The organism is Saprospiraceae bacterium, from assembly GCA_016716185.1.
In the GTDB taxonomy this organism is placed as follows: Bacteria; Bacteroidota; Bacteroidia; order Chitinophagales; family Saprospiraceae; genus Vicinibacter.
The window spans coordinates 2,879,631-2,900,576 of record JADJWV010000002.1; the positions used below are offsets into that span (position 1 = coordinate 2,879,631).

Annotated in this window: 17 protein-coding genes; 2 read left to right on the forward strand and 15 right to left on the reverse strand. The window is 39.4% G+C overall.

Annotated elements, in window-relative coordinates:
- The first annotated feature begins 312 nt into the window (after window positions 1-312).
- Window positions 313-654, forward strand: coding sequence for a hypothetical protein (locus tag IPM34_12985; GenBank protein MBK8956451.1), 342 nt, complete (start codon window positions 313-315; stop codon window positions 652-654).
- A 106-nt stretch (window positions 655-760) separates the two neighbouring features.
- Here the strand turns inward: IPM34_12985 and IPM34_12990 are convergent, their stop codons facing one another.
- Window positions 761-1,324, reverse strand: a complete 564-nt coding sequence (locus IPM34_12990; GenBank protein MBK8956452.1) for a YceI family protein — start codon at window positions 1,322-1,324, stop codon at window positions 761-763.
- A 322-nt stretch (window positions 1,325-1,646) separates the two neighbouring features.
- On the opposite strand from IPM34_12990, the gene IPM34_12995 reads away from it, so the two are divergent.
- Entirely contained in the window at window positions 1,647-3,263 is a 1,617-nt protein-coding gene (locus IPM34_12995; GenBank protein ID MBK8956453.1) for a hypothetical protein, read from the forward strand.
- Window positions 3,264-3,531: 268 nt separating this feature from the next.
- Here IPM34_12995 and IPM34_13000 read toward each other — a convergent pair whose 3' ends face one another.
- From IPM34_13000 to IPM34_13065, 14 genes are all read right to left on the reverse strand, one after another.
- The gene (locus tag IPM34_13000; GenBank protein ID MBK8956454.1) at window positions 3,532-5,421 is read right to left on the reverse strand and encodes a CHAT domain-containing protein; all 1,890 of its coding nucleotides are present in this window, start codon (window positions 5,419-5,421) and stop codon (window positions 3,532-3,534) included.
- Window positions 5,422-5,438: 17 nt separating this feature from the next.
- Complete coding sequence (locus IPM34_13005) at window positions 5,439-6,881, reverse strand: tetratricopeptide repeat protein (protein MBK8956455.1); 1,443 nt, start codon at window positions 6,879-6,881, stop codon at window positions 5,439-5,441.
- A 563-nt stretch (window positions 6,882-7,444) separates the two neighbouring features.
- Window positions 7,445-7,582, reverse strand: coding sequence for a hypothetical protein (locus IPM34_13010; protein ID MBK8956456.1), 138 nt, complete (start codon window positions 7,580-7,582; stop codon window positions 7,445-7,447).
- A gap of 5 nt (window positions 7,583-7,587) precedes the next feature.
- Complete coding sequence (locus IPM34_13015; GenBank protein MBK8956457.1) at window positions 7,588-7,764, reverse strand: caspase family protein; 177 nt, start codon at window positions 7,762-7,764, stop codon at window positions 7,588-7,590.
- A gap of 104 nt (window positions 7,765-7,868) precedes the next feature.
- Window positions 7,869-9,704: a tetratricopeptide repeat protein gene (locus IPM34_13020; GenBank protein MBK8956458.1), complete on the reverse strand. Its 1,836-nt coding sequence runs from the start codon at window positions 9,702-9,704 to the stop codon at window positions 7,869-7,871.
- On the reverse strand, window positions 9,701-10,609 hold the full coding sequence (locus IPM34_13025) for a caspase family protein (protein ID MBK8956459.1): 909 nt from the start codon (window positions 10,607-10,609) through the stop codon (window positions 9,701-9,703). Before IPM34_13025 ends, IPM34_13020 begins: the two co-directional genes overlap by 4 nt.
- 290 nt (window positions 10,610-10,899) lie before the next feature.
- The gene (locus IPM34_13030) at window positions 10,900-12,753 is read right to left on the reverse strand and encodes a CHAT domain-containing protein (GenBank protein MBK8956460.1); all 1,854 of its coding nucleotides are present in this window, start codon (window positions 12,751-12,753) and stop codon (window positions 10,900-10,902) included.
- Window positions 12,750-14,045 carry a tetratricopeptide repeat protein gene (locus tag IPM34_13035; GenBank protein ID MBK8956461.1) on the reverse strand — a complete coding sequence of 432 codons (1,296 nt, stop codon included), beginning with the start codon at window positions 14,043-14,045 and terminating at the stop codon, window positions 12,750-12,752. Before IPM34_13035 ends, IPM34_13030 begins: the two co-directional genes overlap by 4 nt.
- A gap of 292 nt (window positions 14,046-14,337) precedes the next feature.
- Window positions 14,338-15,141 carry a CHAT domain-containing protein gene (locus IPM34_13040; GenBank protein ID MBK8956462.1) on the reverse strand — a complete coding sequence of 268 codons (804 nt, stop codon included), beginning with the start codon at window positions 15,139-15,141 and terminating at the stop codon, window positions 14,338-14,340.
- Entirely contained in the window at window positions 15,128-17,305 is a 2,178-nt protein-coding gene (locus IPM34_13045) for a tetratricopeptide repeat protein (GenBank protein ID MBK8956463.1), read from the reverse strand. The genes IPM34_13040 and IPM34_13045 overlap by 14 nt, the downstream gene beginning before the upstream one ends.
- Window positions 17,306-17,936: 631 nt before the next feature.
- Window positions 17,937-18,665, reverse strand: coding sequence for a CHAT domain-containing protein (locus IPM34_13050; GenBank protein MBK8956464.1), 729 nt, complete (start codon window positions 18,663-18,665; stop codon window positions 17,937-17,939).
- The gene (locus IPM34_13055) at window positions 18,568-19,047 is read right to left on the reverse strand and encodes a hypothetical protein (protein MBK8956465.1); all 480 of its coding nucleotides are present in this window, start codon (window positions 19,045-19,047) and stop codon (window positions 18,568-18,570) included. The genes IPM34_13050 and IPM34_13055 overlap by 98 nt, the downstream gene beginning before the upstream one ends.
- Before the next feature lie 2 nt (window positions 19,048-19,049).
- Window positions 19,050-19,859 carry a tetratricopeptide repeat protein gene (locus IPM34_13060; protein MBK8956466.1) on the reverse strand — a complete coding sequence of 270 codons (810 nt, stop codon included), beginning with the start codon at window positions 19,857-19,859 and terminating at the stop codon, window positions 19,050-19,052.
- A gap of 74 nt (window positions 19,860-19,933) precedes the next feature.
- A complete protein-coding gene (locus IPM34_13065; protein ID MBK8956467.1) occupies window positions 19,934-20,926 on the reverse strand; it encodes a tetratricopeptide repeat-containing protein in 993 nt (330 codons plus the stop codon).
- Between the last annotated feature and the right edge of the window lie 20 nt (window positions 20,927-20,946).

The following is a 20,946-nucleotide window of genomic DNA, read 5'->3' on the forward strand; positions in this document are numbered from 1 at the left end:
AAGCGGAAAGCGAAAAGCTTAAATCCAAATTCTCATATTAATAATGCTAACTTTTCGCATAAATTGAACTTACTTTTGTTAGTTAAATTCAAAATTGCTCCGCCATTAGCGTTTGTTTTTAGCTACTAATTCCAAACAAAAAGCGGAAAGCGAAATGCTGAAAGCGAAATGCTGAAAGCGAAATTCCTATATAAACATCGTTTTCCTTTAGCCAAATATAAATTTAATTTTGTTAGTTTAAATCAAAATTTTTCCGCTTTAAGCTTGGAGCTTTTTGCTTTAAGCTCTTTCATATTATTAACTTTACGAACAATGAATCGCATCCTCGTTTCTTCGTTTTTCCTCACCTTGTTGACGGGTCGCTTTGCATCGGCCATTACACTCTGGCCATTTGTGATCCTGAGAAAATCTGAATTGAAAGCGAATGAAAATTTAATGCGGCATGAAAAAATTCATCTGAAGCAACAGGCGGAATTGATGGTCGTATTCTTTTATCTCTGGTATGTTTTCGAATATGGAGTTCATTGGCTGAGATTAAGAAACCGAAAGAAGGCATACTACAGAATTTCTTTTGAAAGAGAGGCTTATGCACATGAGGGAAACCCGGAGTATCTGGAGAAGAGGCGGATGTTTGCGTTTTTGAAATATGTGTGAAGGCGGAAGGCCAAAGGCGGAACGCGAAAAGTCGATAAAATGGTATACTACTTCAAAAAAGAAAAAGTTAGCTTCATTTTATCGGGGCGCAAGGTCGAAACTTCGTTTACAAGGCTTTGTAATCCACTTTAACTTTGATGGTCACGTTGTTGGAAACCGTATTTTTAACGACCGCAGGAATTTCGATGCTGAAATCGCTGCACTTGACTTCAAAGCTGCAGAGGGCATGAATGCCTTTGGCATCGACGATAAATTCAACCGGTGCTGCTATGCTTTTTGTGACTCCGTGCATGGTGAGCTCACCCCGCACTTGAGTTTTGTACGTACCTGGCTTTGAAAAATCAAGGCTTTGCTGATCCGTTAAACTTCCTTTGAAGGAGGCTTTGGGGAATTTGGAAGATTCCAGATAATTCTCGTTAAAGTGCTCTTGCATCAGCGCTTTTTCAAATACAAAGGCGTTGACCAGAGCAGCAAATTCGAGTTTGCCGCTCGAAAGATCCAAAACTGTGGTGGCTGTGGTATTGACCCCTTCAATTTTTTCGGCTTTTGACGGAGAATTAAAGCGGATCACGGCATTTTTGGAGAAGTATTTTTGTGCAAAGGCCGAATGGATCACAAACACAGAAATGATTGTAAAAATGATCCTCAAACTCAAATTAAATATTTGCATAGTAATCAGTTCCTAATTAAACGCCAAAGTTATCAGTTTGCAGTTGAGAATTTACTTAATAAAAACTTAAAGTTTGGATGCGCTGACTTTAATTTAATGATCTGTATTTCTGCCTTTTACAATTTACAAAATAATTTCATACAAATGATCGAAGAAATCACATATAAGTTTCAAGCTTACTTTCATCGTCTTTCAATGCTTCCGTTATACTGTCTTCGCTCCAGTACTCTGACTGATTTCTAATTTGGACTGATCTCGTTTAATTTTTTGTTGAATAGTATCAATTTTAGTAACTTTATTGTCTATCTGAATTTCACCCGCAATGAAAACGCCTGCTATTCTGATCCCTATCTTGATTCTCCAAAGTCAATTTTGGAATCTCAAATTAAACGCCCAGGATTGTACAAACGATACCATCCCTCCCGAGATGATTTGCCACGATTCCGTCGAACTAAAATTCGGATGGTGTGGAAATGAACAGGTTTACCCGTGGACTTTTTTAAAAAAAGTAACTGACAATTGTAAACTTGCAAATATCAGTTTTGATCCCCAGGGAATGCAGCCATATCCCGATGTGATGATGTTTGAAATTCAATACGGAAGGAATAATTTGATACCCATTTATGCATTCGATACGGCCGGCAATAGAAGCCAGTGTTATAGTTATTTCAGTATTTCCGATGATAAATATTATTCAAACATAGCTGTCAAAGTTTTAATCTTATCAGAATTCTCTGATTACACAGAGCAATTGGGCCCTTTTCAAATCGGTCTCAGTGGAAAGAAAGGAGAGCAACATTCAACTTCTTTAAATAAATTGAGTAACAATTCCATTTCCATTCCGATCAACAAAAATCTAACTCCTACCACGCTGTATTTAAAGGTAGACAGCCTGCATTCTTCCATGAATTCGCTGATCACGACCTACGATATTAATTACACAGCATTACATATTGTCGGGCGTAAAAATTTTCAAGGGACTGTGAATGAATACAATGCCGACATGAATCAGGATGGATATGTCGACATCAGAGATCTCAAATCGCAGTACGAACATATCCTTCAATGGAATCCGCAAGATCCAACTCTGAAACCAAAATACCACGCACATTTTATCGATGATTTAAATAGAATATTAGGTACTGAACAAAATTTCCATATTTTAAATAACGAACTCTACCTGATCAGTCTGGACCAACTTGGAAATATCAGCAGGGCGATTCCGGAGTCCAGTCAATCGAGAACAGAAAAAATAATTTCTTTTCCCGGGGAATCTATCTTTTGGAATACGCGGGATATCGATTGCAAATCTGGACATCGTTATCAGGTAAAATTCAGACTAAGTGATTCAAGTTCTTATTTTGCAATTCAGTCGTCTCTTGATTTTGATCCTTCCTATTTAAAAGTGGATACTGTAAGAGCATTGATTGGTGCGCAGATAAAATTTTATCATAATGTGTATCCGGAAGGCGTGCGCACCCTATTTCTGGATATGTCCAAACCAAAAACGGGTCATCAAGTAACGGAGTTGGTCCTGGAATTTACAGCTTTAAAGAACTTTTCACTCCATCAGGCATTTGAAAAATCCAATCCATCAATCAGCAATTATATCCTCCATGACGACAATCAGATATTTTCTGTAAAACCAAAATTTATAAATTTTAAAACGACAACTGGAGAAGGTTCAGATGCCAAAAATATGGGTTTATGGCCCAATCCATCTACTAAACTTGTACGTATTTCGAAATTTTTCCCTGCATTGGATCAGGTTGAATTAACTATTACAGACGTTCGATCGCAAACCGTTTATCGCAGAAATTTAGTACTTCATTCAGGCTATTTAAATCACGAATTGGAGCTTAAAAACAAAGGCATGTACTTTATGCATTTTACCAATCAGGGAAGATTGATTTCTGAAGAAACGGTTTTGATAGAATAATTGGAAAATTGTTAAAGAACATTTTGTGTCCTCTTAGCTTGATCCAATGTAGATCCTGCCTCAATTATTGGCCCATTTTTGCAATTTGGATAGGAGACCAAAGCAGGAATTTTGACGAAAATGGCTTAAAATTCGACAATATATTCAAAGAAATAGAACAATTATGCAAAATTGCGAATCAATTGCAGAATTACATATAAGCACAAATCCAGCCCGAATCCGGTCCCATCAGTACTGATGGGATGTGGGTGTGAGTGTGAGTGTGTGATTATTCAATTAGTACAAACCCAGCCCACTGATATGGATCAAATCCTAAATCCCGCAATTCCTTTTGGGCTGCATGAAATGCATCCGGTATCGACATCTTCTCCTCCAGCCATTTCTTGTAAAATGTAATCATCAGCATGGATGTTTGTTTGTCAGGGACCTGCCACAAACTCATAATGATGTATTTGACTCCGGCGATTTTAAATGCGCGTTGCAATCCATAGACTCCTTCGTTGCCTTGGATGTCTCCAAGTCCTGTTTCGCAGGCGGAGAGCACGACAAGTTCGGTATTTGATAAATTCATTTGAGAAATTTCATAGGCCGTCAATACTCCATCTTCACCTTCACCTAAGGGTCGTTTGCCTTGCCATCTAGCATTACCTCCAGCCAAAATTAAACCTGAACGCATCATGGGATTTTCGGAGATTTTAAAAATAGACTCCTCCCGTACTGAATCTTTATTGACGTCTGTTGACCGATCCCGATTTTCGGAACTGCCAACCGGTACATGAGTGTCTTCAAAAAAATATCCATGTGTCGCTATATGCAATACCTTTGGCGATTCTCTTTCTGTTCCAAACTGTTTGAAGATTTCTTCAGTACCCTTATTTCCTGAATATATGGCAGCATTCAAACCTGATGCCATCATGAGCTTATGTATTTTTTTGACTTCCAAATCAGTTCCAGACAGATATTCCCATAAACCTCCCCGCATAACACTTGCCATCGACCCATCCATTTTTTGCTGATCCGGCTGGTTCGCTTGAATTTGTTCATCATTGGTTTGGGTGGTATCTATCGTATATTTAAGTCCGCCAAGTAATACCGCTTCATTTGAACTAAAAGACCCTTCATCCGGAAAAATGACTTGCCGGGTACTATTCAATGCTACGAGTTTGTATCGATCCGTCAGATTTTCTTCAGCCGTTACAGGTATTGCAGCGAGATGAAGCCGGTGCAACAAGCCAGTCGGCGAATAATAAATGGTCCGGATGCCTCCCAATTCATTTTCCAAAGGTTTCCAAATCAATTCATATAAAGTTCGTTGCTTAGCATCCAAAGTTTGCACACCTCTGCTCGCATGCGTGTACAATTTATTTACATAATCGGCTTTTCGATCACCTGAAGTGACTAAAAGACTATCCAGGGATCGCTGTTCAAACAAAGGAATGAAAACAGGTCCTCGTTTTTCTGGCCGAAGTACTAAAGCTTCATAAAAAGTGCTATCCGATTGATCTTCCTTATAATAATCAAAATGCACAAACTCAATTGCAGCCTCTTCAGGTTTTAATTTAATTTGCAAGTCCTTCCAGCTTAATTGTTTTCTGGTTTCCCGGTAACCCGCAACCATTTGAGCAAGATCTTTTTCAATCACATTAACCTTTTCTTCCAATTCAGCTACTTTTGATTGATTTCTTTCCTTGATAGGTTTGCTATATTCAGTAGCCAGTCTGCGGCCAATTGCCCGAAGTTCATTATACTTTTCAGTAGTTACCGGATTTTTGTATGATATCTGTCGTAATCGGCTAAATTCGTTTAATAAAAACCCTTTATAAAACAGGCTATTGTCATAAGATACAGCAACCATGCCCTCATTTTTTGTTTTTTGAGCAGATGTAAGAATTTCGTTCTGACTTTTTTCAAATCCTGCAAGGTAGTTATCCATTTCTCTTTCTGAAAGATGATGCAAAGCTCTTTCAAGAATATGTTTATTTAAACCAGATAATTCTGTAAAACAGAATTCAGCTCTTTCATAATCGCCCATACTCATGTATAGCTTTGCCAGAGCTTCGAGATTGCCGGTATATCGCTGGTGTTCTTTTCCGAAAGTATTTTCAAAAATGGATTTGGCTTCTAATAAATATTTTTCAGACTTATCAAACTGACCCATTTTATGATGAAGGACTCCTAGATTATTAAGACCAGATGCATAACTGGGATGTGTTTTCCAAGAATCTTTTCAATGATGGCTAAGGATTTAACATACAAAGATTCAGCAAATTGATATTGGCCCATTTTAAAATATATAGCGCCCAAACTATTTATACAATCTGCATAATTTTGATGATCCTTTCCCTGACTCGCTTCTATAATTGGAATAGCTTTATTGAATAGTTGTTCCGCTTTTTCATATTGCCCCATTTTTCCATAGAGCAAGGCAAGATTCCCTAAGGTTATAGAACTTTGCTGACGATCCTTTCCAACAATCTTCTCTTCAACTGCCAATACCTCAAGATATAGATTTTCGGCTTTTAAATGTTGATTTAAAAATAAATAGAGATTAGCAAGACTATTCAATTCTTCGGAATATTCCAAATTTTCCTTTCCCTGCGATTTTTCAATGATGCTTAGCGCATTTTGATAAAGGGGTTCTGCCTTTTCATATTTTCCAATACGGCTATACAAATCTGCAAGACTGCCTAAACTTTTGCCATAAATCTTATCATCCTTACCATAGAGTTTCTCCACTATTTCATTGACTTCTAACCATATGCTTTCAGATTTCTCATAATATCCCATTTTTTCATATAGAAATGCCAGATTATCCAAAGTTCTGATGCGTTCCGCATGCAAAATGCCCAAAGCCTTTTCCTGCCTTTCAAGAATTTCAAGATAGAGCGGTTCAGCCTGTTCAAATTGACCCATTCTCATGTACAGGAGTGCAAGATTGTTCAATGTCCAGTTGTATATGACATTCTCCTTACCACTTGATTTCAATTGCAAGTCAATGGATTTAAGAAAAAGGGGTTCTGCCTTGCTGTATAAGCCTTTTTTGGTGTAGATAATTCCTAAATCTACCAGGTTGCCGGCGTAGTAAAGGTTTTCCTCTCCCATAAAATTTTTACAAATAGAATCGAATTCAAAGCATATCTTTTCTGCCTGATCCAGTCTTTCAAATGATCGGTATAAGGATAAGAGCGCGGATAATCCTGACAAATACTCGAGATGTGATTTGCCAAAAAGTTTCTCACGAAAAAAATTTGCTTCGAGCAAATGAGATTCTGCATCCTTAAATCTACCAGTTTCCCTGTAAACAATTCCAAGATTGTTTAGGGACCACATATAATCAACGTGTACTTTTCCAAATACTTTATCTCTTATTGATTTAGATTCAAGATACCATTTTTCTGCTTCTTTGAATTCTCTTTTGAAATGCATAATCCTGCCATAATTGAAACAAAAATTGCCGTATGAAGCCGATTCTTTTCCTATTTTTTCCAAAACGATTTTCCCGGCTTCATTATTGACTTCTATGGCTTTTTCGAAATCACTTTTGGCGGTGAATTGACGGGAAACTTTTATAAGGCTATCAATTTGCAGAATAGCCATTGAATCGATTGATTGCGCCATCAATAAAGTTGGCCAAATAGAAATAAAACAAAATATATTTCGAATCATGTTCATCCAAAAATTGATTTATGAAGATCAGCTCAAACCAAATGCCAATGCGTTAAATTGATTTGAACAAAATCAAATTCTTATAAAAATAAATAAAATATGAATACCAATACCCGATCCTGACAAAACTTATAAACTGCCCGTACTCCTGCGATGGCTCCGGCATCTTTTATTGCACGCTATGTGAAGACGGGAATGTGGAATTCAGCATGGGTGTGGAATCCAGCATGAGAGTGGGTGTGGGTGTGGAATCCTGCATGAGTGTGGGTGTGGGTGTGAGTGTGTAATTATTCTATTAATACAAATCCTGCCCATTGATAGGGATCCAATCCCAAGTCCCGCAATTCCTTTTGAGCAGCATGAAATGCATCTGGAATGGAAAGCTTTTTTCGCCGGTTGGCGAACCTTCGGCTTCCAGCCATTTCTTATAAAATGTGGTCATCAATATGGAGGATTGTATGTCGGGAACCTGCCACAGACTCCGGGTTTAAAGAAATAGCTCTTTTGAAATAAGTTTATGATTGCACGAGGCGTCCGGTATTCATGTAAATTTTTGCAAGGTTGTCCCAGATTTGACTTAATGTTGAATCCAATTGCAATGCTTTATTGCATACTTCTTCAGCTTGTTCAAATTTTCCAGTAGATAAATACACACTACCTAAATTGTTCCACGCAGCAAAAAAACTGGGAATCCACCTCTATCGCTTTTTTTTGTTTCCACATCGCCATGTCCGGAAAAATAAATGAAAGCCTGGTCTCTGCCTTTACTTTCTTCTAAAAGCCAGGAAAGGGCTGCGATGACCTTGCCGGCTGTGGCATTTTGGTTAATCAGCAACTTTAAATTTTCATTATCTCCCTCATTGATAAACGGGATGATTTCATGCGTGCATACATACTAGTTTACTGTTCATTTAACACTATAAAATTAAAATGACCGGTTCAGTCTTTGTGATGGTCCGGAAAATATTTATCCAAATATTGCCCCCATCTTGGATCCTTTCGAAATATTTCCAGATTTTCATCAGAATTCAGTGTTGCCAGATCATTATAACCTTTTTCAAAAGCTTGCTTTAAGTATGCCCAGGCAGTATCGTTTGGAGGGAGTGGTTTGTTGGTCAACCATGAATGGATAGCGTATAGCATATAATAATTACTGATAAGAGGATTTACTTTTATCCCTTTATCCAATTCTATTTTTGCCTCTTCCAATTTATTCTGAGAGAAGAACAAATTAATCAGATCCAACCTTGCATACCAAAAATTCTGATCAGATTCTAATGATTTGACAAAATAGTTTTCCGCTTCCTGAGTATGCCCTGTTTTCATAGCAATACTACCTAAGCCTTGCAAAGCAAAAGGCATGGCAAAGGACCGTGGAAACTTAAGCGCATTTTGATAACTTTCCTTGGCCTTTTCAAGTTCGCCCGATTTAAAATACATATTTCCAAGGTTCACCCAGCTTGGAGCGTATTCCGGATATTGTTTCAAAATTTCTTTATATTGATTTAGAGCATTTTCTTTACGTCCGGTTTCCTGATAAACCAATCCAAGACCATTCATGGCATCCAGATCATCAGGTTTTATTCCCAGCACTTTGAGATAATAATATTCTGCTTTTACAAATTCACCTTGAGACTGGAACAACCTGCCTAAGCCAAAATACGCACTTGAATGTAGTGAATCAATAAGTAGTGCTTGTTTATAATAATCGACGGACTTTTCTAATCTGCCGGTCATGGAAAATATATTTGCAAGGTTTATTAAAACTGAAACTTGTTTAGATTTGATTTTTAATGCTTTAAGTAATACTTCCTCGGCTTTATCGAATTGATGTTGCTGGCCATAAACAGATCCAAGATTCACAAGAGCTAAATGAAAAGTAGAGTCTAATTCTAATGCCTTCCATAAACTTGCTTCTGCTTTATCAAATTGCATCAGAACGTTGTAAAGATGTCCAAGACCCTGATGAGTACACGGAAAACAAACATTATCATCTGTTGATGCAATGGCATTCAAAAATTCCTTTTCTGCGCGGACATAATCCTTTTGCTGAAACAAGATCCCTGCCCTTGTATAATGAATAAGGGCTGAGTTAGAATCAACTCTGGCTGCTAAATCCAAAGCTTCTAATGCTTTATCGAATTGTTTTGCTGACACATAAAACCTAGCCAAGGATACATTGGGTTCCACCCAGGAAGGTACCAGCTCCATGGCTTTATTTGTACACCATATGGCTGAGTCAGCCTGATCAGACTCAAAACTGGGTATAAGATAGGCAATGGCGTGTGGCATATCGGTTTGCCATTCGAGTGCTTTGTAAAATGCCATTCGTTTTTTTGTTTTTTCTGATTGCATGACTCCTTCAAAAAACAGCTTTCGTGCCTGGAGCTGCTTAAACATATAATGATCTTCGCCTAATAGCTGAGCTGCTCTTTCAATATAGGTCGGATAGTTTTTATAAATCACTTCTACGCTGTCGCCTTTCAATACTTGCTGGGTCAACCCTGTTTTGAGCATGGTATTCATAACTTGCTGGGCATCCTCCTGAAGGGCCACTGCGTAACCGCGTCGCATTGTGGAATGTAATTTTACCAATTGAGGATGATCTTTCAATTGATTGTAAAAAAATTCAGCGCAATCATCAACAGGCTCGATAAAATGTTTCTTTGCAAGGGTTCTCTTAAATGAGAGATATAGTTTCACAATCGTGGAGTCTGCTTTGGCAAGCACATCTTCTTCTATACCCTTGCTCTCGGTATTTGTCAGAATTTTCATTTTTCCAATTCTACCTTTTTTAACTCTTCCAAAATATCAGGGAAGACACCTGTCATTATTTCGCTTACATTCCCAACAAATAAGGGATTTTGTTTTTGTGGCGCTACTTCTTCGCTCACTTTGTCTTCGAGATAACGGCCCAATTCTTTCAAACTAACCAAATTATCCAAATTTCCGTCTGCCATTCCATACAGGCCATCTATCAGATGGTAACTAAATGCACCCCTCCCTCCTCCCCATTGCTGGCCTTCAATACTGTACTCGTCAGGCTGACAGGACAAGATCTTAATTTCGTTTTGAAATTGTCTGGCAAGGTTTTGACCTGTCAATTGCGCACCATTAATTTCACTGCCGGATAATTTTCCGGACCGACATGCATCTGTGATGAGTACAACTCTGGCTTTTTTTTCAACCGAAAGTGTAGAAATGATATCCTGAAGGTCCCGAACATTTATTGATCCTCCAGCCATATATACCCTTGATGGTGAATCCCAGCCAAGTAAATATCCGGGATTTGAAATTCTTTTTGATTCCACATCACCGTGACCTGAAAAGTAGATATATACCTGATCTCCCTCTCCTGTAACTTCTACAAGCCAATCAAGGGTATTTGCTATCTGAGCACCGGTTGCCGCTTCATTGACCAACATTTTTATGTGATCGTCATCCAGTGATCCTCCTGCTTTAGAACGAAAAAAATTGGCAAAGGCTTCCGCATCCTTGTCGGCATAACGCAAGTCGGGAATATTTGGATCTTGGTAATCGGAGATTCCAATAACCACAGCCCACGTATTTGAAGCTGGCCGATTGTCGCTGGATGACAGTGGAGATACACCTTTGGATTGGCTAGCCGCTGTTTCATACATAGTCCACAAAACAACCAGTGTTAAAAGATACTTAAACATATTTAATAATTTTTCATGTAACATTCACATCTAAAGAATAGTAAATTTCAAAACCCAATTTCAGTTTAAGAACTCATAAAATTTTATTAAGAAAAATAAGGATGCAAAGATGCAAAAAATTTAGGATTAAATTGCAAAAGGACTAAGAGATTAACTGTTTATAATTGTTCTTTTTTTGCAAAGTTACCACCTGAATCGTGGCCGATTACAATTTATGAGCGAACCGACCCCATCAGTACTGATGGCGCAAGTGAGCTCCGCCGAACTTGATTTTGAGGCTTACGTAAAGTCTATTCTATCAAAACAAATCCAGCCCACTGATATGGATCAAATCCTAAATCCTGCAATTCCTTTTGCGCAGCACGAAATGCTTCCAGAATGGATAACTTTTTTTCGCCGGTTGGCGAACCTTCGGCTTCCAGCCATTTTTTATAAAATGTTGTCATCAATAAGGAAGTTTGCTTATCGGGTACTTGCCACAAACTCATGATCAAATATTTTGCTCCTGCGATTTTGAATGCGCGTTGTAATCCATACACCCCTTCGTTGCCTTGTATATCTCCGAGTCCGGTTTCACATGCAGATAACACCACCAATTCTGTATTGGATAAATTCATTTGAGATATTTCGTAAGCGGTGAGTACTCCATCTTCTCTGCCTTCTGGTGTTTGCTTTCCTTGCCATGCAGCATTTCCACCGGACATGATGAGCCCTGAACGGAGCATCGGGTGATCGGATATTTTAAACACGGGTTCTGTTTGATTACTGACTAGTGACTGCTGACTAATCTTTTTGGGATCCGGAAAGAAGAAGCCATGTGTTGCGATGTGCAAAATTCGAGGAGAAGCAGCATTATTTACACCAATCTGTTTGAATGCCTCCTCCGTTGCGGTGTATCCCTTTTTTAAAGTTGTTTTCATACCCGCAGTCTGCAAAATCTTTTCAATCGCATTCACTTCCTGTTCTGTGCCGACAAGGTAATTCCATGTGCCCCCTCTGAGTGTAGAATCAACCAATTCGAAATATAGTTCGCCTCCGGATTGTGAAACTAGCAAGTGTTCAGTATTCTGGGGGGCGCTGTCTTTTTCAAACTGTATTCCACCAAATAATATAACGTCGTTGTTGGCAATTTTTATTTGAGTGGGAATGACCAACTGTCGGGTGCTGCCCATTTCAACCAGTTCGAAACGGTCTGACAACGTGTTGCCGCCGGCCGTCGGGATGGCGTTGAAATTCAGGCGATGCAAAATTCCTGATGGGGAGAAATAGATTCTTTTCACCCCATTAAGATGCGTTTCCAGCGGTTTCCAGAGCAGGTCGTATAAGTTGGAGAGGTTATGCGCGTGAAGGGGTTTCACACCTCGACTGGCATACAAGTTCGGAACAGTAGGTGAATTGTCAGTTGCTGTGTTACGCTGAAGCAGCGTGGCGGCCTCCTTTTCCTCAAAGAGGGCCACGAAAACAGGTTGGCTGGTGCCCGGCTGGAGTAGCAGGGCAGCATACATGATACTGTCAGTCAAACTATTGCGATGATAGCGGAACCTTACGAACTCCACAACTGCCTCGTTTGATTTGAGTTCTTGCCGGACTTCCTGCCAACGCACCTGTTTTTTTTGCTCGGAATAACCGGTAGCAATGCTGGAGAGTGCTTTTTCAAGTGTATTGGCTTTTTGTGTCAATTTGGCAACAAATTGGCTGTCAGCCTCTTCGATTGGTTTTGATAACTGAGCTGCCAGCATACGTTGACAATTTCGCAGTTCAAGGTAAGTATTTCGGGCCAATGTATCTGACAACGCTATCTGTTTGATCCAGTCGGATGCATACAACAAAATTCCTTTGTAAAACAGACTGTTATCGAAGCATGCAGACTGAATCCGCTTTCCTCCATGTTGAAACGCGAAAGACAAGATCAGATCGTTGTGAATAACATACAGATCGATATATTTTCCCAGTTCCTGTTCTGAAAGATAGGTCAATGCATTTTCCGCCATTAATTTATTGATATCGGAAAGTTCGGCATAAAGTGAGTCCGCCAGCTCTGTTTGTCCAGTCTGTTTATAAAGGTTCGCAATATATTGTAACGTCGTAGAATAATTGGATGAGATCCTGCCCTGTGTTGTTCCAAAGATGCGCAACGAGGTCAAAAGCCCGTTTCAGCACGCTGAAAATCTTCTGTTGACTGATAAAAAAGCGACAGGTTGCACAGCGTTAAAGCATAAAAGGGATGATTTTTTCCATGAACCGCTTCTGTGATTTTCAGCGACTCTAAAAAAAGGGGCAAGGCCTTGTCGAAATTCTTACGGTATGTGTACAGATTTGCAAGGTTTTCTAAAGTGCTCGCATAATCCGATTGATCTTTGCCGGCGTTTTTTTCCAGAATTGCCAAAACCTGTTTATAGAGCAGCACGGCGGTATCGAGTTCATTACGGGCGTAATAGGCAATATTTGCCAGGACATTCAAGGATTTCACATAGGCAGATGTTTCGGTCAACTCATACCTGCGGTAGAATGCCGCTACCTGCTGAATATTGTGCCAAGCGTTTTCATAATTCCCCATGTAAAAATACATCAATCCAAGGTCGTACAGATTGGAAATATATTGTACATGGTCCTTACCCAAGGTACTTTCACTAATTTGAAGTGCTTGCAAGAAAAGAGGTTCAGCTTTTTTATAGTCGGCCATGTTGGCGTAAACGCTTGCGAGCCTATTCAGCGCGTTTGCATATTCAGGAAGATTTGTCTTGTTATGGTTCTCGAGTATGCCTTTCAACTCAAGGTAATATTGTTCTGATATAGTGTACTGTCCGGTTTTGCTATAAAGCAAACCTAGGTTTATCAGGCTGCCCTGATAGTCTGGATGCAGACTGTCTAATAATCTTCTTCGGTGTTCCATCGCTTCTAGCAACAGTGGTTCTGCATCATGTAGTTTTCCGATTTTTAGGTAAAACAAACCCAGATTATTCAGGCTGACACTGTACCCCTGATGATTCGCTCCAAGTGTAATGCGACGCAATTCAAGGGATTCCCTGTAATACTGCTCTGCTTTCAGGTTTTGTCCCATGTCTTCATACAGTATTGCCAGATTGCCCAGTGTCATTGAAAAATCAGGGTGCAACCTCCCCAACACTTTTTCCCTGATCACTTTTGATTCCAGATACCATTTTTCGGCTTCCAGATAATCTCCTTTGGCATAAGAAATCCTTCCACAGTTGTAGCTAGTGCTTCCATACGCTGCGGACTCCTTACCAAGTTTTTCGAGGGTGATTTTTTCAGCTGCGGCATTCACTTCGAGGGCTTTATCAAAATCGTTCTTGGCGGTAAGCGAACGTGAAACTTTGATTAGGCTGTCAATTTGTTTTATTGCAATCGAATCAACCGATTGGGCAGAAACACAAGTTAAGGTTGATACCAGTAAATATAGAAAAGCGTATTTCATAAAGCGAGGCAACTAGTTTGTAAAAATAATTTTTTTAATAATTACAACGCTAAAATGAATATAGCCTGAATCAGGCATGAGGTTGGTTTCTTTGTGTTTATTCCACCAACACAAACCCAGCCCTAATTCAGCATGAGTGTGAGTGTGAGTGTGGGTGTGTGATTATTCGATTAATACAAATCCTGCCCTAATTCAGCATGAGTGTGAGTGTGAGTGTGAGTGTGTAATTATTCGATTAATACAAATCCTGCCCTAATTCAGCATGAGTGTGAGTGTGAGTGTGGGTGTGTGATTACTCGATCAACACAAATCCAGCCCACTGATAAGGATCCAAACCAATCTCCCGCAATTCTTTCTGCGCCGCATGAAATGCATCAGGAATCGACATCTTCTTTTCTCCGGTTGCCGAACCTTCGGCATCCAGCCATTTCTTGTAAAAAGTAGTCATCAACATTGACGTTTGCTTATCCGGCACTTGCCATAAAGACATGATTAAATATTTAACACCCGCGATTTTAAATGCGCGTTGCAATCCGTACACTCCTTCGTTGCCTTGTATATCGCCAAGGCCTGTTTCACAGGCGGAAAGAACGACTAATTCAGTATTCGATAAATTCATTTGCGATATTTCATAGGCCGTAAGTATTCCGTCTTCTCTTCCATCAAAAGTTTGCTTTCCCTGCCAGGCTGCATTGCCGCCCGCCATAATCAATCCAGAGCGTAACATAGGATGATCACTTATTTTAAATACAGACTCCTGACTGCCAACTGGCGACTGTGAACTGCCAACTTTTCCTTTAGGATCTGGAAAAAAATAACCATGGGTGGCGAGATGAATGACTCTTGGTGATAGTTGTCCGCCGGTTCCGAAATTTTTAAACAACTCCTCTGTTGCTGCAGACCCTTTTACTAAAGTTGGCTGAATACTGTATGCACGCATCATTTTTTCAATTGCATTTACTTCCCGCTCTGTACCAGACAGATAATTCCAACTGCCTCCGCGGGTAGTACCCTGAGCTCCATTGAATTCGACATCTGACTTTGATCGGCTCGCCAACATAGAGCCCGTCATAACTTCTGTACTATCCTGGTTCATAGTTGATTCCACCCAATAAGATTGCATTGTTATGCTTAAAATTCCATTGATCTATCACCACTTTCTGTCTGGAGCTGGTCATTTGAAACAATTGATAGCGATCCGCTAACGTTTCAGTATCGGACACAGGAATCGCCGCAAAACTGATGCGATGCAGCAATCCCGATGGTGAAAAAAATATGGATTTCACATCTGACAATTCGCGCTCCAAGGGCTTCCAAATAATTTCATAGAGAGATCTACGTTCAGGCTCTAATGCACTCGCTCCTCTGTCCGAAAGGGTGTATAATTGATTCACGTAATTGGCCTTACGCCCTTCGTTCGATTTCATCAAAGAATCGAGAGCCGCTTCCTCAAATAAGCGAATAGTTTTAGGAGTTGTAAGATCCGGTTTTAGCACCAAAGCTGCATAAAAATGATCGCCAACTGATTTTCGATCCAAATTTTCGAATCGAACAAATTCAATTACGGCTTCTCCCGGGTTTAAAGCTTTTTGTACATCCTTCCATTTAACCTGGCTTAATGCGCTTTCAAATCCATCAATCTGTCTTGCCAGCTTTTTTTCAAGATCGTTTATTTGTATTTCCAGCATTGAAATCTCCGTAACATTCTGCTCCTGAAGAGGAACACTATATTTTTGGATGAGTAACCGTTCCATGGATTTAAGATTTTCAAACATCTCGGAAGTTTCCGGATGACCTAAGGCCAATCTCCTTGTCTGATTCACCGCATACAATAAAAATCCTTTGTAAAACAAACTATTGTCAAAAATGACCTGATCCGTTAATGGGTTTGATGTTTGAATGGCATAAGACAAGAGTTTAGATTGTTTAACATCAAAATTGATCAGATATTTTTGCAATTCACGTTCAGAAAGATGATGAAGGGATTTCAATAAAATTTGACGGTCAATTTCCGAAGATTCTTCAAAACAAAACGCGGCTTTATCTCCCCGTTTCATTTCTGCATGATGAACTCCAAGGCTTAACATGATATGAGAATAATAATCAGTTTTTCGACCGAGGTACTTTAAACAAAGTTCTTTGTACTCATTTAAAACCAATTCCACTTTTTCGTTCTCCCCTTTCTGTTGGTAGAGATCCGCCATAAAAGCGAGGTTCGCGAGCAATGTAGTAGGGCTGGATTGAGTGTTCTTACGCAATATTTGATCGGCATGAACTATCAATTCTTCAGCAGATTTTAAATTGTCCTTTTCCAAATATAAAGAAGCCAGCTTTGTCAACAGACCGGCATAGTGCTCACTCTCAAGTCCAAACAATTTCTCCGTGATCCGTAGTGCCCTTTTCCAGGTGAATTCCGCCCGTTCCGCTTCTTCTTTTAGTTTATATATTTCCGCCACATTTGCTAATGTGAATGTATACTCGGGATTCATGGTATCTCCGGATTCCTGAAAACGATTCAATTGCTGCTCCCAACCCGATTCTGCCTTCTCATAAGAACCTATTAAAAAATAAAAAGCAGAAAGATTGTTGAGGCAATTTATATAATACGGGTGATCGAAATTCTTCAGACTATCTTCGAAAATCGTTTTAGCCTCAAGCCATAGTGGCTCTGACAAATCATTCTTTCCCATATCAGAATACAATCCTCCGAGATTGATAAGTGCCCCACAATATTCCGGATTATTTTTCCCAAGTAAAATTTCGCGAAGAGCCAATGTTTTTAAATAAAGTCCTTCTGCCTTCTCATACTTTCCTCCAAAAAAATAAGTTATAGCCAGGTTATTGAGCGTACTGGTATAACTCATACTTAAGGTATCTCCATTCTTTTCATGAAGGGCCTTTTTCTCAAGATGAAGTATTTCTGCTTTATCCAGATTTCCTGCGGTGGTATGGACATAAGCAAGATTATTAAGTATAGTCATACATTGTTGATGTTCTTTTCCTTTCGAGGTCGTACACAAATCAAGCGCCTCGAGAAAGGTATGTTCCGCATTTTCATAATCATGGGTTTTAAAATAAATATTTCCTAAATGTTGCAAACTATAAATAAGCCTGTTTGATCTAGGGCCAAATTTTTCGAGTATAAGTTGATGCGCCTCTTTTTGTTTGGCGAATGCTCTGTTGCGATCGTCATTTTTTAAATAAAATTTTGAGGAGTCGATAAGGGATGTTACCCGACTTTCAATCTGAATTGAATCCAAATTTTGTGAAAACAAGCAGCATTCAAACAAAAAACAAGCAACGAATAGAATATTCCGCATGATAAATACTTATGGTCGTATGGAAATTGACAACTATTTTTCTGGCCAACCAGGGTTGAGGTCAAAATTAAAAAATAATTTAAAGCGCTCATATAACTTTTCATAAATGAATAGATCATACACAACGGATTCATCATTCTTTTATCACAAATCCTACGCGAATTATGCCCCATAAATACTGGTCGAGAATTTAAGCACAAAGAAAGGCAAACAAAGCTGCTTTCGATTTGAGCAAGGAGAAAGCCACACAAAATGGCTTTCGACACAGCGAACCGAGAATCCAGCATGAGAGTGGGTGTGGGTGTGAGCAAGGAGAAAGCCACACGAAGTGGCTTTCGACGCAAGGAACCGACCCCATCAGTACTGATGGGGCAAGCGAGCTCCGCCGAGCTTGATTTTGAGGCTTACGTAAAGTCTATTCGATAATAACAAACCCCACCCGAATTCAGCCCCATCAGTACTGATGGGGCAAGCGAGCTCCGCCGAACTTGATTTTGAGGCTTACTTGAAGTCTATTCGATCAAAACAATTCCAGCCCGAATCCGGCATGTGTGTGGGTGTGAGTGTGTGATTATTCAATTAATACAAATCCAGCCCATTGGTATGGGTCAAAACCCATGTCGCGTAATTCTTTCTGTGCGGCACGAAATGCTTCCGGAATGGTCATCTTATGTTCTAACCATTTCTTATAAAAAGTGGTCATCAATAATGATGTTTGCTTGTCGGGCACCTGCCACAAACTCATGATGATGTATTTGGCTCCGGCGATTTTAAAAGCACGCTGCAAACCATACACGCCTTCGTTGCCCTGGATGTCTCCAAGACCTGTTTCGCATGCCGATAATACAACGAGCTCCGTATTACTTAAATTCATTTGGCTGATCTCGTAAGCGGTTAACACTCCATCTTCGCCGGAAACTAACGAACGCTCGCTATGCCATCCGGCATTACCACCAGCTAAAATTAACCCGGATCTCAACATGGAATGCTCACTCATTTTGAATGGTGATTCATGGCTTCCCATTGATGACAGCAAATAATCATTTCTTCTTTTCACGTCAGGATAAAAATATCCGTGTGTAGCCAGATGAATGATATGGGGAGAATGCGCACCCATTTCACCCAACTTCTTAAATTGATGTTCAGATCCACTGGTATCGATTTTTAAATCAGGAATTAATCCTGCACTTTTTAGAATGTTTTCAATTGCCATGACTTCGCGTTCGCTTCCTGGTAAATAATTCCAAAAACTTTCGTATGAAGTCTTTTGGTTTGTGTTGATATCTTGTTTCGATCTCAAAGCCAGATTTTGTTTCCAATCTGTTGAAAACGTATCGGGATCGTAACGAATTCCTCCAAACAATACTGCCGTTAGACTTTCCTCTTTTACGGATTGGAAAAACCAATTGTCTGCTGCTGTTTAAACGTATCAAATCAAACCGATCTCCCAGACTTTCCTGATCAGTTATGGGTAGTGCATCCATATTGATCCGATGTAATAAACCTACCGGAGAATAATATATTTTCTTAATGTCCTGAAGATGATGCTCCATCGGTTTCCACAAGATGTCATATAAACTTATTGGTCGCTGATCATTTGCACGAGCACCCCTGTCTGTCAGATTATACAATCGATTCACATAATCTGCTTTCTTTTCTGAATGAGTATTTAACAGATTCAAGATCATTGTTTCATTAAAAGAGGCACAAATTTCGGAAATGAATTGCCGGGTAAAAGAATCAACGCTGCGTAAAACGAACTATCAGAATTTTCGTTCGCTTGATTAAATTCATATTGAATAAATTCGAGTGCGGCTTCGTTTGGTTTTAATTTCTGCTGCACATGCTGCCACTTGATCTGTTTGGTTACATTTCCATAATCTTTCATAGATCTGGCTAATTCCTTTTCTCTAAGTTCAATCTGACTTTCAATTTGAGCAATCTGGTTGGAGTCCCGCTCTGCAAGAGGTTGCAAATAAAGGTCGCCGAGGGATCTGTGCATAGCTCTGAGTTCGGATATCGATTCGGAATAGGTTCCATCTGAATCGGATAATTTTCTTAAATGAGCGGCAGCTTGCATCAGAAAACCTTTCTGAAATATAATATTGTCAAAACTTACAGCATTTATGTGTTCCGAGGGTGCGATCTGATTAAAACAAAATTGATCGTTTACACTTTTAGAAAAAATATTCATATAATTAGCTAACTCCCGTTCTGACAAGTGATATACAGCTTTGCCCAATAGTTTAGAATCCAATATTGATATTTCCGCATATACTGCTTCAGCTTTTTCAGTTTTATTTGTTTTTGTATAAAGTTCAGCGATCATACGGAGAGTCTGAACATAATCAGGGTGTTCATTTCCCAATACTTTTCTTCTGATCATCTGCGTTTTTAATAAGCTGGCCTCACATTTTTCAAACTCGCCCATTGCCAGATAGAGCGTCGAAAGGGTATATAAACTATTTGCAAATTGTGGGTGTTCGGGACCCAATTTCTTTTCTTCAATACTTTGAGCTTCTAAGAATAATAATTCGGCCCGTTGATATTTATTTTGCCGAGCAAGTGCTAAAGCCAGATTATTAAGGCTTGCCGCATAATCCGGATGATCAGACCAAGAGCTTTTTTAAAAAGTGTCGTCACTTCCTCCAGGAGAGATTCAGCCTTTTCCAGTTGCCCGGTATGAGAATATAACAAAGCCATATTGTGAAGGCTTTGAACATATTCCGGATGTTCTTTCCCAAAAACCTGGAGTCTGATTTGTCCAGACTCTTGATAAAGACTCTCTGCATTTACAAAATTAGCCATAGCCTCATATAATATAGCCAAATTGTTCAGACTTTGAGCATACTCCAGATGTTGCTTCCCAAAGACTTGTTCTCTGATCTGAATAGCTTCCCTGTATAATTTTTCAGCTTCTTCATAATTACCCAGATGTTTGTGCAAAACTGCCAGATTGTTAATACAGGAAGCGTAGTATGGGTGATTTGTACCGAACAATTTTACCCAAATAGATTTTGACTCCTGATACAGGATTTGTGCTTTTTCCAAATGGCCCATCGAAAAATACAGAGCCGCCATATTGTTCAGAGTTGAGGCATAATCCGGGTGTTCCTTTCCAAAATAATTTTCCCTAATAGTTTTCGCTTCCAGATGCAATTTTTCAGCTTCTCTATATCTCCCCATTTCCTTATAAATTGCAGCCAGATTATTCAGACTCCACGCATAATCCGGATGTTCTTTCCCCAATACTTTTTCGCGAATGGTTTTAGATCTCAAATACCATTCCTCCGCTTCAATAAACTTTCCCATAAAATCCAAGATCCTGCCCTTATTAAAACAAGAAGCAGCATAACCTGCTGAATGTTCTCCCAAAAAATTGTGTGCCAAAGAATCTGCCTGTTGATGTACGCTCCAGGCATTGTCAAAATCCCCTTTCCCGGTAAATCCCCGGCTCACCTTAATGAGGCTATCTATTTGTTTAACGATGAAGGTGTCCTGCTCTTGTGTGTAAGCCCAAATTGGGGTCGTCAGAAAAATAACTAAAAATTTATTGATCATTATAATTCTTGTAATTGTTT

Bases quoted from the DNA above. Each gene is read 5' to 3' on its own strand.
- IPM34_12985 (MBK8956451.1), top strand. From the start codon at position 313: ATGAATCGCATCCTCGTTTCTTCGTTTTTCCTCACCTTGTTGACGGGT.
- IPM34_12990 (MBK8956452.1), bottom strand. From the start codon at position 1,324: ATGCAAATATTTAATTTGAGTTTGAGGATCATTTTTACAATCATTTCT.
- IPM34_12995 (MBK8956453.1), top strand. From the start codon at position 1,647: ATGAAAACGCCTGCTATTCTGATCCCTATCTTGATTCTCCAAAGTCAA.
- IPM34_13000 (MBK8956454.1), bottom strand. From the start codon at position 5,421: ATGGGTCAGTTTGATAAGTCTGAAAAATATTTATTAGAAGCCAAATCC.
- IPM34_13005 (MBK8956455.1), bottom strand. From the start codon at position 6,881: ATGGCGCAATCAATCGATTCAATGGCTATTCTGCAAATTGATAGCCTT.
- IPM34_13020 (MBK8956458.1), bottom strand. From the start codon at position 9,704: ATGAAAATTCTGACAAATACCGAGAGCAAGGGTATAGAAGAAGATGTG.
- IPM34_13025 (MBK8956459.1), bottom strand. From the start codon at position 10,609: ATGTTTAAGTATCTTTTAACACTGGTTGTTTTGTGGACTATGTATGAA.
- IPM34_13035 (MBK8956461.1), bottom strand. From the start codon at position 14,045: ATGAAATACGCTTTTCTATATTTACTGGTATCAACCTTAACTTGTGTT.
- IPM34_13040 (MBK8956462.1), bottom strand. From the start codon at position 15,141: ATGAACCAGGATAGTACAGAAGTTATGACGGGCTCTATGTTGGCGAGC.
- IPM34_13065 (MBK8956467.1), bottom strand. From the start codon at position 20,926: ATGATCAATAAATTTTTAGTTATTTTTCTGACGACCCCAATTTGGGCT.